Below are 17260 nucleotides of genomic sequence, written 5' to 3' on the forward strand. Positions count from 1 at the left end.
TTGAAAACAAAAAGAAAACTAATATGGATGCTATTTCAAACGTTATTTATAAAAATAATATAAATCATATATTTTAAAGTTTTATAAATTGAAAAAAAAAAAAAAAATACATACATTTTCTTATATTTTAGATATTTTCAAAACTAAATATTCCACCATTTAAAAAATATATTTAATGTTTTAAATTTTTCTTTTTCATAAAACAAGTAATCTTACTACAGCCTTTATATGAATTTTCGTAATTAAAATAAACACTACTTTTACAATATATAAAGTAGTGTTTATTTTAAAAATATTTAATGTATTAATTTACTATCTTTTTCCCAAAGCTTAATGATGCGATTAATAGCAATGCACCTAATACTGCACCAATCACTAATGCTAATAGATACATAAGTGGATTACTTACAGCTCCTGCAGCGATAGCGAAGATTCCTCCGTGAGGAGCTTTTGATACAGCACCAAAAGTCATACTTAAAGCTCCAGCAATACCGCTTGAGATAAATAATGGTGGAATAACACGCGCTGGGTTACTTGCTGCGAATGGAATAGCTCCCTCTGTAATGAATGATAATCCCATTACGTAGTTTACTAATGCTCCACTACGTTGAGCTTTCGGCCAGATATTTTTGTTGATTGTTGCTGAGATTGCGATTGCTAATGGAGGTACCATACCACCGATCATAACCGCAGCCATTACATCACTTCCTGCTGAACCTGCAGATGTTAATAGAGCTGTACCTGTTACGTAAGCAGCTTTGTTAATCGGACCACCCATATCGATAGCCATCATCGCAGCTACTACGAATCCAAGGATGAATTTACCGCTTCCGTTAAGACTTTCAATAAAGTGTTTTAATCCTTCCATTACACTTGCCATAGGCGCGTTAATTAGGAAGATCATTAGTAATCCCATAATTAGTGACCCTAAGATAGGGAATAGGAAGATTGGTTTAATACCATCTAATGAACGAGGCATCCAACTGAATGCAATTTTTAATACGTGGATAATCCCACCAGCTAAGAACCCGGCTACTAACGCTCCTAAGAATCCTGAAGGAGTGTACGCTAATAAATCACTTTTCAGACTTAAAATTCCTGGGTCTGCTAAAATACCACCGATCATACCAACGATGAATCCAGGACGGTCAGCGATAGAACGACCGATGAATCCAGCTAGGATTGGCAACATCATACTAAATGAAATTTTACCGAAGTAGAATAATACTTCTGCTACTTTGTTGTAAGATGGGTCTTTCGGATCAAATGAGTTAATACCCCAGATAAATGATAATGCGATAAGAATACCACCAGCCACTACGAATGGTAGCATGTTACTTACACCTTCCATTAGGTGTTTATAAGCACGACGTCCGATACTTTCATTCGCTGAAGAATCTTCTGAATCTTCTGCTGCTCCGTCATGTTTGTAGATAGGAGCTTTCCCATCTAAGATTGTTTGGATAAGTTCTTCTGGTTTGTTAATTCCATCAGCTACTTTTGTCATAATTGTTGGACGTCCATCAAAACGTGCAACTTCTACTTTTTTATCAGCCGCAACGATGATTCCCGTTGCTCTTTCAATATCTTCTTTTGTAAGTTTGTTTTCGACACCGATTTGACCGTTTGTTTCTACTTTAACATCTAATCCCATCACTTTAGCTGTTTCTTTAATTTTTTCTGCAGCCATGAATGTGTGGGCAATACCTGTTGGACAAGCTGTTACCGCGATGATATATGGTTTTTCTCCACTTGGAGCTGCTGGTTTTTCTTCTTTTGGAGCTTCTGTTTTAGCTACGAAGTCCGCAAATACTTTTTCTACATCTTCTTTTGTTGTAGCTTTATCTAATCCTGCTTTTACATCTGCATCCATAAGAGCTTGTGATAATGAAGCTAGCGCTTTAAGGTGCTCGTCTGCTCCACCGTCTGGTGCACAGATCATAAAGATGTGTTTGGCAGGTTGTCCATCAAAGCTTTCCCACTCAACACCTTCATCACTTTTCGCATAAACGATCATCGCTTTGTCAAAATCTGCACTTTTTGCGTGAGGGATAGCTACATTTTCTCCTACTCCTGTAGTTGATTGAGCTTCACGAACTAGCAACGCGTTTAAAAAGTTATCTTTACTAGCGATAATATTTTTTTCCACTAACATGCTTGTTAGTTTATCCAGAGCTTCTTTTTTATCAGCAGCACTGAATCCGAATTGAACTAAGTCATAATTTAGAACATCTGTTAATTTCATTTCTTTCTCCTTTGTTAATTTCATATTCCCGAGGAAATATTTTATTTTTCTTCAAAAAATTTGTTTAATTCTATTTTAATTTTTTAACTTCAATCTGAGGTAGTAATTCTTCTATTAATTGTTTACTTCCTACTCCTACTGAGAATGATGTTGCACCACCTGCAGCTGATGCATAACGTAGAGCCTCTTGGTAATCTTTTGTTTCGTTGTATTTCGCAACAAACATCGCAAGCATACTGTCTCCTGCCGCAACAGTAGACACTATCTTACCTTTAGCTACGTTAACTTCGAATACTTCCTTATTTTCTGTTAGTAGTAATGCTCCGTCTGCTCCACGTGAAACAAGTACGTTTTTCGCACCGCGATCTTGTAATTTTTCAGCGTATTGTAGTATTTCTTCGATACTATTTAAAGTTACACCGAACATTTCTCCAAGTTCGAATTCATTCGGTTTAACTACGAATGGTTTGTACTCTAGTGTGTCTAACACTAATTCTTTATTACTATCTACTACTAATGTAGCACCTGATTCCGATACTTTCTTCGCAATAGCCTTAAAGTCATTTACACCCATTCCAGCGATAACATTACCAGATAAGAATACTACATCTTCCTCAGTCAGTACTTCTAATTTCGTAAAAAAGTCGCTAACGTTATCTAGGTTTACACTACTACTTTGACCGTTAATTTCAGTCTCAGTTTCTGTAGTTAATTTCATGTTGATTCTAGTAGCTCCACTCGTTTCTACAAAATCGTGTTTTACACCTAGATTATCTAGTTCTGATTTAATAAAATATCCTGTGAATCCAGCAACAAACCCCCACGCTTTACTATCAACACCAACGTTGTTAAGTAAGATTGAGATATTAATTCCTTTTCCACCTACTACGTACTTCGCTTCTTGTGTTCTATTTAGTTTTCCAAGCGCGAAATTTTCCGCCGTTGTCAGCATATCAACAGCCGGATTTAAAGTAATTGTATAATACACTTTTAGTCCTCCTTTATACTTTTTACTTCTATTATATTTTTAAATTTCTTATATTCTTCTGGAACTTCATACGATACTATAATTATGTCATCTAGTTCGGCAAATTTTTGGAACTTTCTATGACCGAATTTCGATTTATCAGCGAGAATATATTTCTTCTTACTACCTTGTATCGCTGTTGTTTTTATAAAAGCTTCATTTTCTTCTGCGGTCGTCACACCAAAACTTTCATCTATTCCGTTACAGCCGACAAAACACATGTCAAAACTATATTTCTTTAGTTGTTCAACGGCTGAATATCCTATCACCGCCTGTGTAGAATGTTTCAGTGTTCCACCTAATATAATAGTATGTATTTTATTATTAATAAGCTTTGGTAAATGATATGTTGAATTAGTCACTACAGTTATCCTTCTATCTCGAAGGTGTTCAATCATTTCGTACGTCGATGTCCCTGCATCTAGATAAATCGTCTGTCCTGACTGAACAACATTATCACAAAGGTACTTCGCTACCGCTCTTTTCTCCTGCAGATACTCTTCACGTTTCGCTTCAACACTTTCTTCACTACCACGTGCCGCCGAGCGTTTCATCGCACCACCGTGAGTTCTATATAATAAATTTTTATCTTCTAGGTTTGTAAGATCGCGTCTTATCGTTGCTTCCGAAACATTACAATATTCCATCAACTCCTTTAGGTTTAGCGAACCTTTCTCATCTAACAAATCTAAAATTTTATTCCATCTTTCATTTACCAATTTCTCTTCTCTCCTAACTCCCATGATTATTATATCTAATATAATATAGCTATTCAATCAAAATCAAGCAAAAACACTCATAAATAATCAAAATAAACGATTAAAATGAGTGTTTTTATTTTTGTATTTGATTGTTTTTCTAAATGATGAGCGTTTTTCTATTTTCAGAGTAATTTCTAAAAGTTTTCATAAAACATAATCCGACATAGTTCAAATCGATTTTTGAAATTATCACCGAGGATTTTTTCTTGTGCAACGATGAGCGATTTAATATTATTATTCCGCTCAATCGATAATTAACTTTCAAAATTTCTGCAATCGAATTTTACTACTCGTGAGTATTATACTTTAGAGTAGTAAAATTATCAAAAAATGAAATAACCTTAGTTACGACTCTGAAGGTAGCTATATAATTAGAATCCCATAAAATACAAAAAGAGGTTCAAGTACTTCTACCTGAGCCTCTTAATTCTGATCTATTAGATCATTTTTTTATCTTCTTTTTTTGAATACAACTTCGTCTTCTGCTTTGTTCAGCTTTTGAAGTCTTCTGCTTCTAGCTCCACCTGCAACTTCTACTTTTACTTCTTGAGTCTCTTCTACTTGTGGTGCTTCTTCTACTACTGGAGCAACTTCCACTTGTGGAGTAGCTTCTACTAGTACTTCTTCTACTGTTGGAGTAACCTCAAGTTGTGGTGCTACTTCTACATTTTGTTGCTCAACTACAACCTCTTCTTGTTTTACTTCTGGAGCTTGTTGAGCTTGTACTCCAGCCGTATTAAAACCCTGATTTTGCTCTCCTTGCGGTGCATTTGGGTTTACATTTTGTTGTGGTTGCCCTTGAAATCCTGGGTTCTGGTGCCCTTGTGGTGCATTTGGATTGAATCCTTGTTGTCCTTGCGGGTTAAATCCTTGTTGTGGTTGCCCTTGGAATCCTGGATTTTGGTGTCCATGTGGCGCATTTGGATTGAATCCTTGTTGCCCTTGCGGGTTAAATCCTTGTTGTGGTTGCCCTTGGAATCCTGGGTTAGGACGCCCTTGCGGTGCATTTGGATTGAACCCTTGTTGTCCTTGCGGGTTAAATCCTTGTTGTGGTTGCCCTTGGAATCCTGGGTTAGGACGTCCTTGTGGTGCGTTTGGATTAAATCCTTGTTGTCCGTGTGGGTTAAATCCTTGATTCATTCCATTGTTAAAGTTTGGTTGGTTGGGAATTGGATTCCCAAATTGATCATATTGAACTGGTTGTCCAAATGGATTTCCAAATTGACTATAATATTGTTGAGCTTGTGCTGTTTGTCTTAAGAAAAATTTAGCAAATTCACTATTAGAATTCGTTTCTACTGCATTAGATGGTAATGACATTAATACAAATAAGAAAACAATACAGTACACTGGAGTTAATAAATACACTGTGAAATAAGATAAAATATAATATAAAGCTATTAAAATAACAATTCCCCATGTAGCAAACCCTACGTCACGTAGTCTTCTTGAAAAACTTGCAGTTAGAGGTAAAATTAAAATAAGTCCAGCTATTAGCATAAATATACCGAACGCTAATCCTGTTTGAAGAGTAGAAACTCCATCACTAAACGTACTTCCACCTAATAAGTATCCAAAATCATTTGTTGATTTTCTTCCAATACTAGAAAATGAAGAAAGTACACCTTGGAATACTAAAACTGTTAATAAGATAAATCCTCCTAGAATACTTCCCACAGGGAACCAGTGACCTGCCACAGACGAATAACCTGTGAAATCCACAAACCCTTTAAAGAAGTCTTTAAAAGAAGAACCATAAGTTACATGCTTATATCTTTGGTCTATCATAAAAACCCTCCTATAAAATAAATAAATATATAACTATAATATAATAAACATTAATTATAGTCAATTGAAACATGGTTAAAGCATGTAAATTTTACTCTATTTTTCTTCTTTTTAAATTTTAAATTAACATTAATATTAAATTAATATATCCATTCGTACTATCACTTTTGAAAATAAATTAAATAACACTAAATATAACACTTATCTAAAAACTAAAATTTCATTTTAATTTATCCTATAATATCTTAATCATACCCTCCAAACACTACCATATGTTCTAAACTCATAACCAATTGTACATAAAAAACAACTCAGGTTCTAACATAACCTAAGTTGTTCTTAAATATTATATTTCTGTTCTTTGTAAAACTTCTTTTGCTTCTTTTACAGTTTCTTCTATTATAATTTTAACTGGTCGAAGTTCACTCACTAATCCTGCGATTTGCCCTGCCATAACAGAACCATTTTCGACATCTCCGTCATAAACCGCTCTTCTTAACGAACCTAGAGTTAATTCTTCCAACTCCATAAGTGTTGAAGATTTTTCTTCTAATTCATGATACCTTTTCGTAAGTTCGTTTTTAATACCACGAACAGGAGCTCCGAATTTTTCTCCTGTTAGTGTAGTCGATGTATCAACCGCTTCTAAGATCATGTTTTTATACTCTGTAGAGATTGGACACTCTTCAGAAGCTAAGAATACAGTTCCCATCTGAACTCCACTTGCTCCAAGACAATATGCAGCAGCCATACCTCGACCATCCGCGATTCCTCCAGCTGCTATAACGGGGATTTTCACCGCAGAAGTTACCTGCGGCAACAACGCCATCGTAGTACTAGTTCCTACGTGTCCTCCTGCTTCCATACCTTCTACTACAACTGCATCACAACCCAATTCTTCCATTTTCACCGCAGCTTTTACAGAAGGAATTACTGGAATTACTTTTATCCCCGCCTCTTTTAAGCGTGGCATGTATTTTCTCGGAGTTCCAGCTCCTGTTGTAACGATTTTTACACCTTCTTCGATAACAACATCTATTATTTCATCAATATTGTGCATCATAAGCATAAGGTTAACACCGAAAGGTTTATCTGTAAGTTTTTTACATTGCTGAATTTCTTTACGAAGTTCTTCTGGACTTACTCCTCCTGAAGCTAAAATACCTAACGCCCCCGCATTTGATACCGCTGAAACAAGTTCATGTCTAGCTATTTGAGCCATAGCACCTTGAAATACCGGATACTTTATACCTAATAATTTTGTAATTGTCATAATTATTCTCCTCTTTGATATTATTTTTTTATTATCTCTTAAACCTTCTTTAATCTACTACTAAAAGATAAATCTGGCTACAAAGTAACAAACTACCATTAAAATAACAGACGATAAGAAACACGCTGTAAATACTCTTACACCACGTTCTTTAATAACTTTGAAGTTAACACTCATTCCTAAAGCAGCCATCGCCATACCTAAGAATACATACGCAGCGTCTACAAAGAATGGTGCTAATGGTTTTAAGAAAGTGACATAACTTCCTAAAATACTCATAAAAATGAAGCCTAAAATAAAGTACGGCATCGGAACTTTTCCTTTTGTTTCATCTTGAGTTTTTTTGTTAACTACAATCAATACACCCGCTACTACTATAAGCATAAGAACACGTGATAATTTAGTAAGAATTGCAGCATCAAGCGCCACTTGTCCACCTGCTCCTCCTGCCGCAACTGCGTGAGCTATTTCATGAAGACTTCCTCCTGTAAATACTCCGTAGTTGTATGCATCAAGCCCCAAGTATGGTTGTAAAGTTACTTCTATTAAGGTAAATACTGTACCTAGTATCGCAACAACCGCAACCGCAAGAACACTGTTATCCGTTTTTGCTCGAAGTTGACCACTTACTCCCATAACTGCCGCAGCACCACAAATACCGCAACCACATGAAGAAAGTAACGCAAGCTCATGATCCACCTTAAAAGCTCGACACATAAAGTAAGTTAAAGTTACCATGAATAACACGATAAAGAACGCTACAATCAACGTCTTTTTACCTTCTGATAAAAGTCTATCCAATGCCAACTTGAATCCTAATAAAATTATTCCAAGACGTAAGAATTTATTACTTATAAATGGAATATCCGCCTTAACCTGTTCTTTTAATCCTTTTGACGCTTGCAATGCCATACCTATAACAAGCGCAATTACTAAATGCCCAAATAATTTTAACGCCGGTACCTGAGCAAGATATTTCGCTACTAACGAAATAATTAACATTATACCTAAGGTATAATAAAAATTGACACTCTTGAATCTTTCCATACGAGATTTCCCCTTTTTTATATTTATCTAAATAAAAACTATTTATAATTTAATTATACTATCTACATTACCTCTATTCAATACTTCACAGGATAAAATAAATATATATTAGATTCTAAAAAAAGACGCAACTCTGAGAGTTACGCCTTCTTAATTCAATCTGTTATTTTTTATTTACTACCCTAGCAATACGAATAAGTAGTGAGCTATAACTCCCGCTGCAAGACCACCTATTGTATGTGATACAATTGCTTTTGAAGATAATTTACGTACTCCAAGAGCATCCATCATACCGATGTGAGTACTTAAGTATCCACTCCAACACATACCCATCGCTGTGAATACCGCAACGTCATTTGCTCCAATTAATCCATTCTTCAAGAATTCTGGAACTAATGAGATTGCTCCTCCTACTGCTCCTAAGGCTGTAATCGGGAAGGCAATTGCTTCTGCAGAATGGAATCCAAATAGTGGTTCTAGGATGAATGTTAGTTTCTCTCCTAACCAAGGTAAGAATCCAACACCTTCATATGCCGCACCTGTATATCCTCCGGCTGGCATTTTGAATGTTAACATCATTACGAAAGTACATACTATAAGTACACCCGGAATGATTGCTAGACCCATTTCAACCCCTGTTTTACCACCTTCTAAAACAGTATCTAGTACTCGTTGGAACATATTTCCATCACGTACTATTCTTACTTTATCCGGTCTATCATCACCTTCAGCTAATTCAATCGCTGGTTCTTCCGCTTCATCACCATAGTATTTTTTTGTTTGTCTTAACATTAAACGAACACTTATAATACTACCTAAAATCGCTCCAACGTTACCGATAATCGCTGCTTTAATAAATCCTTCTCCTTGACCCATCATAAACATCGTTACGATAAGCCCCATACCAAAAGCTGTCCCTAAGTTACACAAAGCTGGTACTTGGTATTTTTTAAAGAAAGATGTAAATCTTTTATCTTTCGCAAATGGAATAATAGCTGGGTTATCTGATAGATATGTAGCTACCGCACCTGTAACACTCGCTCCAGGCATCCCCCAAAGTGGTTTCATAAGAGGTGCAAAAATCTTATTGATTAGTGCAATCGCACCAAATTCTGATAACAGCGCACTAATAGCACCTGCGATAACCGCCATTGCCATTATGAAAAATACTGTGTTAAGCAGTAAATCATGGGCTGTTGCCATCATCGTTTTAAACATAAGCGGTGTTCCCATTTTTCTAGCCATTAAACCAAATATTAGGAAGAATATAGCTAAGAAAACAAATGTCTCTAAGCTTATTGCTTTTTTAACCACTACATTTTTCTTACTTTTCTTTTTCTTGGTTGTATCTCCGTCCATAAAAATCATCCTTTCTGATTTTGTTTTTAAATATTTACCCTTAAGTTTACATATTTCATACTGTACTAATACAACTTATATAGATATTATATCATAGATTCTTTACCCTTGCAACTATTTCAACAATTCCGAAATTATTTAAACTAAATTACTATTATAAAAATTTCAAAATAAAATAAATACACTTCAACTTAACCTTTTTACAACAACATTCACAGAACATATCTCTCCTAAATAATTTCTTAAAAAATAAAATTAATTATATTTATATTTTACCACTTATTATTCTACAGTACTAGTACAGTTGTATTTTGGTGTTATATTTGTATTATTATCATAAAAAAATCTAGTATTTTTATACTAAAATTGTTATCAAAATATAAAATTAATGCACTTTACATACTGTTTTTCGAGTTTGATTAATTGCTTTAAACTTGGTTTTTTGATAGAATTAAGAGGTAACTAAAAAATATATAGGAGAAAATAATTTCATGCGATTGAAAAATGAAAATAATAATAAAATTTTAAAGTTTTCAATTAGAAAATTATCTCTTGGTGCAGCACCGGTCGTTATCGGGGCTTTATTTTTTGGAAGTCATGCACCAAGTGAAGCACTTGCCAACGAAAACAACACAAGTGTTAAATATACTTATCTAGCTGAAAATGAATTGACCGAAGCTGAGAAAACTTTAATTAAAAGAAGTATTCCGAATGATGTAAAAAACAACGAAACATACTACATGGTTTATAAAAAAGAAGCACAAACTTCCACTAAACCTACAGAATTAAAATCATTACCAAATACTGGACAAAGTTCACTTCCTGTAGCAGGACTTGGAATCGGTACCGCAGTATTAGTGGTTCTTTTAATGTCGAAAAAACACAGAAACAAAGTTCTTAGCGTTGTGTTAATCGGAGCAATGGGACAAAGTATCGTTATGCCATATCAATCATTCGCCTTCGAAAACAAAGAATTAGTGCGATACAACACAGAAACAACAGTAGCTAATTCTGCAGAACTTGCGAACGGTGTAATCAGCATCGATGGCTATCGCTATGTTGGATACTTCACTCTTAGCGATTTAGGTGCCTTACCTCAAGCTGAACAGAAGGTTCTTCCAAAACCAACACAACCAGCAGTTGAACCAACACAACCTACTCCTGCTCCTGCAGTAGATCATAAAATAACTCCTGATGAAGGACCGAAAGTTCCAGTTGAAAATAAACCTGAACTTAAATCAACTACTGAAGTTGTTCCTTTCGAGACAATCGAGCAACCTGATGCTACTCTACCAAAAGGGCAAACTAAAGTTGTTCAAGAAGGAGTTAACGGTGAGCAGATTGTATTTAGCGAAGTAACTACTGCTGATGGTAAACAATCTAGTAAAGTTATCAAAACTTCAATTACAAAACAACCTATAAACAAGGTTATCGCCATTGGAACTAAGGAAGAATCCACTCCTCAACCTGAGGAAACTAAACCTACTCCTCAACCTAAAACTCCAAAACCTGAAGAAGCTAAACCTACTCCTCAACCGGAAACTCCAAAATCTGAGGAAACTAAACCTACTCCTCAACCGGAAGCTCCAAAACCTGAAGAAGCTAAACCTGCTCCTCAACCGGAAACTCCAAAACCTGAGAAAACTAAACCTACACCTCAACCTGAAAAAACTGAAGAAACTAAACCAGAAGAAAAAGTAGATAAAACTGCACTAAAAGCTCAAATTGATAGAGCTCTTGCACTTATTCCTGCTGATTACTCTGCAGCAAGCTATAACGCTCTTAAACCAATTTTAGAAGCCGCACAAAATGTCTACTCTTCTGACTCTGTAAAACAACCTGAAGTAGATAGTGAGACAGCTAAACTAAAAGCTGCTATTGACACTCTTAATGTTGACAAAACGGACTTAAATAACACTATCGCCGATGCTAAATCAAAAACTAAAGAGCACTACAACGATGCATCTTGGGCAAATCTACAAACTGTATTAGCTGAAGCTGAAAAAGTTACAAACAATCCAGCCGCAAAACAAAGCGAAGTTGATCATATTAACGAAAAACTTAAAGCGGCTATCGCAGGATTAAACACAGATAAAACTGAACTTGAAAAACAACTAGCAGATGCTAACTCTAAAACCGCTTCAGATTTCAGTCCTGAAACTTGGACTGCATTAGGAGAAGCTAAAAAAGCAGCTCAAGCTGTAGAAGATAACACAACTGCTACTCAAGCTCAAATCGATGAAGCTGCTAAGAAACTTAAAGCCGCTATTGATGCTCTTAATGTTGATAAAACAAAATTACAAAAACAATTAAAAGATGCAGAAACTAAACAAGAAGCTGACTACAGTCCAACAACTTGGAATGAATTTAAAAAAGCTGAAATAAAAGCTAAAGAAATCAACAACCAAACTACTCCACTTCCTAAACAAAGTGAAATAGATGCGGCTACTCAAGCTCTTCAAGACGCTATTAAAGCTCTTGCCGTTGATAAAACTGCATTACAAAGCGCTATTAACTCAGCTAACAACAAACGTAAAGAAGAATACACTACTCAAACATGGAAAGCTTTAGAAGAAGCCCTTGCAGCAGCTAACCCTGTAAACGCAGATGAAGCTACTACTCAAAGCAAAGTGAATGCAGCTACTGAAAAATTAGAACAAGCTATCAAAAACTTAGTTCCATTAACTGAGAAACCAATACTAGAATTTAAAAATACTGACAAGAAAGTATTAGATAAAGAAGTAGTTGCTAAGTATTCTCTAGAAAATCCAACTAAGACAAAAATTAAATCAATCACAGCTACTCTGAAAAAAGATGGAGCAGTTGTTAAAACTATTGATTTATCAGAAAACAACTTAGATGCATTATTAGATAATCTAAAATACTTCCAAAAATATACTCTATCTACTACTATGGTTTACGATAGAGGTAACGGTGAAGAAACTGAAACTTTAGAAGATCAACCAATTCAATTAGATCTTAAAAAAGTTGAAATTAAAAACATTAAAGAAACAAGCTTAATAAGTGTTGATCCTGAAGGTAACGAAACTGATAGCAGTTTCTTATCATCTGTTCCAGGTGATGTAACTCCATATTACTTAAAAGTTACAACTCACGACAATAAAGTAACAAGACTTTCTGTTGATAAGATTGAAGAAGTTACTGTAGATGGCAAAACTCTATACAAAGTTACTGCAACAGCACCTGATTTAGTCCAACGTAACGGTGAAAATAAACTTAGCGAGACATATACTCACTACTTCGCTAAACCAAAAGCTCATGAAGGTGATGTATACTATGACTTCAATGAACTTGTTAAAGCTATGCAAACTAACCCTACTGGTACATTTAAACTTGGTAGCGATATGAATGCAGCGAACGTTAACCCTGCTGGAAAATCATATGTAACTAACTTATTCAAAGGTACATTGACAAGTACAGACGGTAACAAATTCGCAATTCATAATATTTCTAGACCACTATTCTCTAATATTGAGGGCGGTACAGTTAAAAACTTACTACTTGAAAATGTTAATATTAATATGCCTGAAACTGACAAAGTTGCTCCATTAGCTAATACTGTTAAGAAAGCAACTATCGAAAACATTAAAGTAACTGGTAATGTAACTGGTGCTAACGATGTAACTGGTATGGTTAATAAAATGGATGAAGCAGACATGACTAACGTTGCATTCATCGGTAAAATCCATATCCAAGGTAATAAAAACTGGTGGGCTGGCGGACTTGTAAGTGAAAGCTGGAGAAGTAACACAGACAATTCTTATGTCGAAGCTGATATTACAGGTAATAAAGCTAAAGTCGGTGGACTTGTTGCTAAATTAAACCACGGTGGCGATCCTAATGATGTTGGTAAACGTGGTCGCCTGAAAAACTCTGTTGCCAAAGGAACAATCGATCTTAAAGAACCAGTAGAAACAGGTGGTTTACTTCACTCTAACTGGTCATGGGGACTTGTTGAAAACAACGTAACTATGATGAAAGTTAAAAACGGCGGAGAAATCCTTTACGGTTCAAAAGATATTCAAGAAGATGATTATTTCGGTGCTAACTGGGTTAAAAACGATAACGTTACAGTTAACGATGTGAGTGAAGGTGCGAAATCTTATCCACGTTCTAACAAATGGAAAGGAGTTTCCCAAGAAGAAGCTAATGCGAAAATCGCTAAAATGGGAATTACCGCTCATGAATTCACAAGCACAAAAACTGTCGAAGACAAACTTAATAACATTATAAATAAAGATGATCAATACAAAAACATCGATGACTACGATGCATCTCGCGAACTTGCTTATCGCAACATCGAAAAACTTCAACCATTCTACAATAAAGAGTGGATCGTTAACCAAGGTAACAAGATTCCAGCAAATTCTAAATTATTAACTACAGAAGTTTTATCTGTTACTGCGATGAAAGATAATGAATTCGTAACTGAACTTGGCGATGCCAACCGCATTATCGTTCACTACGCTGATAAGACAAAAGAAATCTTTAACATCTCACCTAAAGAATCTCAAGTGAAACAAGTTAAAGAATACAGCATCGCTGAACTTGGAGAAATAGTTTACACTCCTAACATTGTTGATAAAGAGCGTAGCGATTTAATCAGCGCTATCGAAAGTAAATTAAGTCCAGTAGAATTACAATCTGATCCTGTTTATCAACTCTTAGGAAGAACAGGTGGTAACAAAGTAAATGCAATTAAGGATCTTTACTTAGAAGAAAGCTTCAAGTACGTTAAAGATAACCTTAATAAATTCATCACTAAGTTAGTTCAAAATGAAGACCATCAACTAAATACTGATGAAGCTGCTAAACGTGCATTAATTAAGAAAACTGATGACAATAAAGCTGCAGTTCTTCTTGGATTAGCTTATCTAAACCGTTACTACGGCGTTAAATTCGATGACTTTAATATTAAAGAATTAATGTTATTCAAACCTGATTTCTACGGTAAGAATGTTAATGTGTTAGACTTCTTGATTAAGATTGGTTCTAAAGAAAGTAACATTAAAGGTGATAGAACTTTAGAAGCTTATCGCGAAGCTATCGGTGGAGTTATCGGTATAGGCGAGTTAAACAGTTTCTTAGACTATAATATGCGTCTATTCACAAGTGATACAGACTTAAACGATTGGTTCATAAAAGCTACTAAAGATAATGTATATATCGTTGAACCAAAAACAACAACTCCTGAATTTGCTGATAAGAAACACAGAGCATACGAAGGATTAAATAATGATGTTCACGGTAAGATGATTCTTCCACTATTAAACTTAAAAGATGCCCACATGTTCTTAATCTCAACATATAACACTATGGCTTACAGTTCATTTGAGAAATACGGTAAGAATACTGCAGCAGAACGTGAAGCATTCAAGAAAGAAATCGATAAAGTAGCAAAAGGTCAACAAAATTATCTAGACTTCTGGTCTCGTCTATCATTAGATAAAGTTCGTAATCAACTGCTTAAGAGCAACAACATGGTACCAACACCAGTACTAGATAACCAAAATTACAAGGGAATCAGCACAGATAAATATGGACACACTAATAGTGGTAAAGACGTAGCACCTATCCGTGAATTATACGGACCAACAGGACGTTATCATGCAACTGACTGGCGTATGGGAGCTGTAGCTCGTATTTACGGTAACCCTTATAAAGATGACTCTGTATTCTTCATGGTTACTGACATGATTAGCGACTTCGGTATCTCAGCATTCACTCACGAAACAACTCACGTAAACGACCGTATGGTATACTTAGGTGGTTCAAGACACCGTGAAGGAACTGACTTAGAAGCATTCGCACAAGGTATGTTACAATCACCTGCTGAATCAAGTCCAAACGGTGACTTTAAAGCATTAGGATTAAACATGGCATACGAACGTCCAAATGATGGAAACCAATGGTACAATACTAATCCAAATGATCTTACATCTCGAGCTGAAATCGATAATTACATGAAAGGTTTCAACGATACATTAATGCTTCTTGATTACCTTGAAGGAGAAGCCGTAATTGATAAACACAGTAAAGAACTAAATAACGCTTGGTTCAAGAAAGTAGCTAAAAAATTACGTGGAGCTAATACTAAGAACCAATACGATGAGGTTAGAGATCTTAACGAAGAAGAAAAAGGATATGAGTTAAACTCTGTTAATGACTTAGTAGACAAAAACTTCATGACTAAACACGGTCCAGGTAATGCTATCTATGATCCAACTGGATTTGGAACTGCCTACGTGACTGTACCTATTACCGCTGGTATCTATGGAGGTAACACAAGTGAAGGTGCTCCAGGATCTATGTCATTCAAACATAACACATTCAGAATGTGGGGTTACTATGGATATGAAAAAGGATTCTTAAACTACGCTTCAAATATGTTAAAAGCTGAATCTAAAAAAGCTGGTAATGCTACATTAGGTGATGACTTCATCATCAAGAAAGTTTCTGATAACAAATTCAGTACTTTAGAAGAATGGAAAAAAGAATACTTCAGAGAAGTTGTTGAGAAAGCTAAAGCAGGATTTAACCCTGTTACAATCGATGGTACTACTTATAGTAGTTATGACGATTTAAAACAAGCATTCTCTGCTGCTGTTGATAAAGATAAAGCGACTCTTAAAAACGGATCAGTTAAATTTGATAATACTGTATCACTTAAAGAGAAATTATTCAAAAAACTTCTTCAACAAACAAACAGCTTTAAAACTTCTATCTTCAAATAATAATTCAAACAACAAAAACCTAGGTTTAGAAATTTCTAAATCTAGGTTTTTTGATGTTTCAGAGAGTATTCTTTATACAGTAAGATTACGTAAACTATATTGCCATGAAAAAATTCAGGACCAAAAACTTAGCCCTGAATTATATTTTTTTTATATTATAGCTACTTCTTTTTTATATTGTTCTTTGATATTTTCATCAAGAACATCGTCACTGATAATTGCTGTAAGATCTTTTAGTTGGAAAAATGTGTAAAATGCATGTGTTGAAAACTTGCTGTGGTCTGCAAGGACATAACGTTCAGTCGCATTATTAAGAATCGTTTCATTACAACGTCCTTCTTCTTCATCAGAGATAGTAACCTTCTCTAAATCTATTCCATTTACCCCAACAAACGCCTTATTTACACTTATTTTACTAAGTGCATCTTGTGTGAAGTATCCGATAAATCCTTTTGTTTTTTGACGGTATCTTCCTCCAATAAAAATAAGATCACAAGACGGATTGTCTTTAAACTGTTCGAATACTGTTAATGAATTCGTCACAATATTAATATCTCTATCTTGAAGATACTCCGCTAAGTAACTCGTAGTACTACCTGGTCCTATAAAAATAGTTTCATTATCTTTTATAAGCTCTGATACTTTTCTAGCGATTTGTTTTTTCTCTTCAACATTTACAGAGATTTTCTTGTTGTAATTATCCTCTTGATAGAAATTTTTCGGTTTTAACTTCGCTCCACCGTGTATTCTAGTAAGGTGTCCATAATCTTCTAACTCTTGCAAATCACGACGAATCGTCATCTCAGTTACATTCATGTCATGAGCAAGATTGCTAACACGTACCAAATGTTTGTTTTTCAATTCATTTAAGATATAACTATGTCTGTCTATTTTTAACATTTTTTCTCCACTCTAAAATAATAAATTTAACATTTATATTTTAACACTTTTTTCGAAAATATAAAACAGAAAACATAAAAGAACTATCAAAACGAACGTTAAATC

The 17260-nt window shown here is 34.9% G+C and carries 9 protein-coding genes; 1 reads left to right on the forward strand and 8 read right to left on the reverse strand.

Annotated features, from left to right (window positions below; translation table 11 throughout):
- Window positions 1–304: 304 nt before the first annotated feature.
- From O5Y44_RS05795 to O5Y44_RS05825, 7 genes are all read right to left on the reverse strand, one after another.
- Window positions 305–2245 (reverse strand): PTS fructose transporter subunit IIABC, encoded by a 1941-nt coding sequence (locus O5Y44_RS05795; protein WP_316447421.1) that lies wholly within the window; start codon window positions 2243–2245, stop codon window positions 305–307.
- Between the two features lie 70 nt (window positions 2246–2315).
- Complete coding sequence (locus O5Y44_RS05800) at window positions 2316–3233, reverse strand: 1-phosphofructokinase family hexose kinase (protein ID WP_271965681.1); 918 nt, start codon at window positions 3231–3233, stop codon at window positions 2316–2318.
- Window positions 3234–3235: 2 nt separating this feature from the next.
- Window positions 3236–3991 (reverse strand): DeoR/GlpR family DNA-binding transcription regulator, encoded by a 756-nt coding sequence (locus O5Y44_RS05805; RefSeq protein ID WP_271987962.1) that lies wholly within the window; start codon window positions 3989–3991, stop codon window positions 3236–3238.
- Window positions 3992–4483: 492 nt separating this feature from the next.
- Window positions 4484–5821, reverse strand: a complete 1338-nt coding sequence (locus O5Y44_RS05810; protein WP_371465695.1) for a DUF805 domain-containing protein — start codon at window positions 5819–5821, stop codon at window positions 4484–4486.
- A gap of 346 nt (window positions 5822–6167) precedes the next feature.
- Window positions 6168–7094 (reverse strand): nitronate monooxygenase, encoded by a 927-nt coding sequence (locus O5Y44_RS05815; RefSeq protein ID WP_371465697.1) that lies wholly within the window; start codon window positions 7092–7094, stop codon window positions 6168–6170.
- A gap of 60 nt (window positions 7095–7154) precedes the next feature.
- Entirely contained in the window at window positions 7155–8141 is a 987-nt protein-coding gene (locus O5Y44_RS05820; RefSeq protein WP_371465698.1) for a YeiH family protein, read from the reverse strand.
- A 177-nt stretch (window positions 8142–8318) separates the two neighbouring features.
- Entirely contained in the window at window positions 8319–9500 is a 1182-nt protein-coding gene (locus O5Y44_RS05825) for a CD0519/CD1768 family membrane protein (protein WP_271965676.1), read from the reverse strand.
- Window positions 9501–9991: 491 nt separating this feature from the next.
- Here O5Y44_RS05825 and O5Y44_RS05830 point away from each other — a divergent pair, with 491 nt between their 5' ends.
- Window positions 9992–16255, forward strand: coding sequence for a ZmpA/ZmpB/ZmpC family metallo-endopeptidase (locus O5Y44_RS05830; RefSeq protein ID WP_371465699.1), 6264 nt, complete (start codon window positions 9992–9994; stop codon window positions 16253–16255).
- Window positions 16256–16405: 150 nt separating this feature from the next.
- Here O5Y44_RS05830 and O5Y44_RS05835 read toward each other — a convergent pair whose 3' ends face one another.
- Window positions 16406–17155, reverse strand: coding sequence for a DeoR/GlpR family DNA-binding transcription regulator (locus tag O5Y44_RS05835; RefSeq protein ID WP_371465700.1), 750 nt, complete (start codon window positions 17153–17155; stop codon window positions 16406–16408).
- Window positions 17156–17260 lie beyond the last annotated feature (105 nt).

Source organism: Gemella sp. 27098_8_155, assembly GCF_041433725.1.
Lineage (GTDB): Bacteria > Bacillota > Bacilli > Staphylococcales > Gemellaceae > Gemella > Gemella haemolysans_D.

Bases quoted from the DNA above. Each gene is read 5' to 3' on its own strand.
- O5Y44_RS05795 (WP_316447421.1), bottom strand. From the start codon at position 2,245: ATGAAATTAACAGATGTTCTAAATTATGACTTAGTTCAATTCGGATTC.
- O5Y44_RS05815 (WP_371465697.1), bottom strand. From the start codon at position 7,094: ATGACAATTACAAAATTATTAGGTATAAAGTATCCGGTATTTCAAGGT.
- O5Y44_RS05830 (WP_371465699.1), top strand. From the start codon at position 9,992: ATGCGATTGAAAAATGAAAATAATAATAAAATTTTAAAGTTTTCAATT.
- O5Y44_RS05835 (WP_371465700.1), bottom strand. From the start codon at position 17,155: ATGTTAAAAATAGACAGACATAGTTATATCTTAAATGAATTGAAAAAC.
- O5Y44_RS05820 (WP_371465698.1), bottom strand. From the start codon at position 8,141: ATGGAAAGATTCAAGAGTGTCAATTTTTATTATACCTTAGGTATAATG.
- O5Y44_RS05810 (WP_371465695.1), bottom strand. From the start codon at position 5,821: ATGATAGACCAAAGATATAAGCATGTAACTTATGGTTCTTCTTTTAAA.
- O5Y44_RS05825 (WP_271965676.1), bottom strand. From the start codon at position 9,500: ATGGACGGAGATACAACCAAGAAAAAGAAAAGTAAGAAAAATGTAGTG.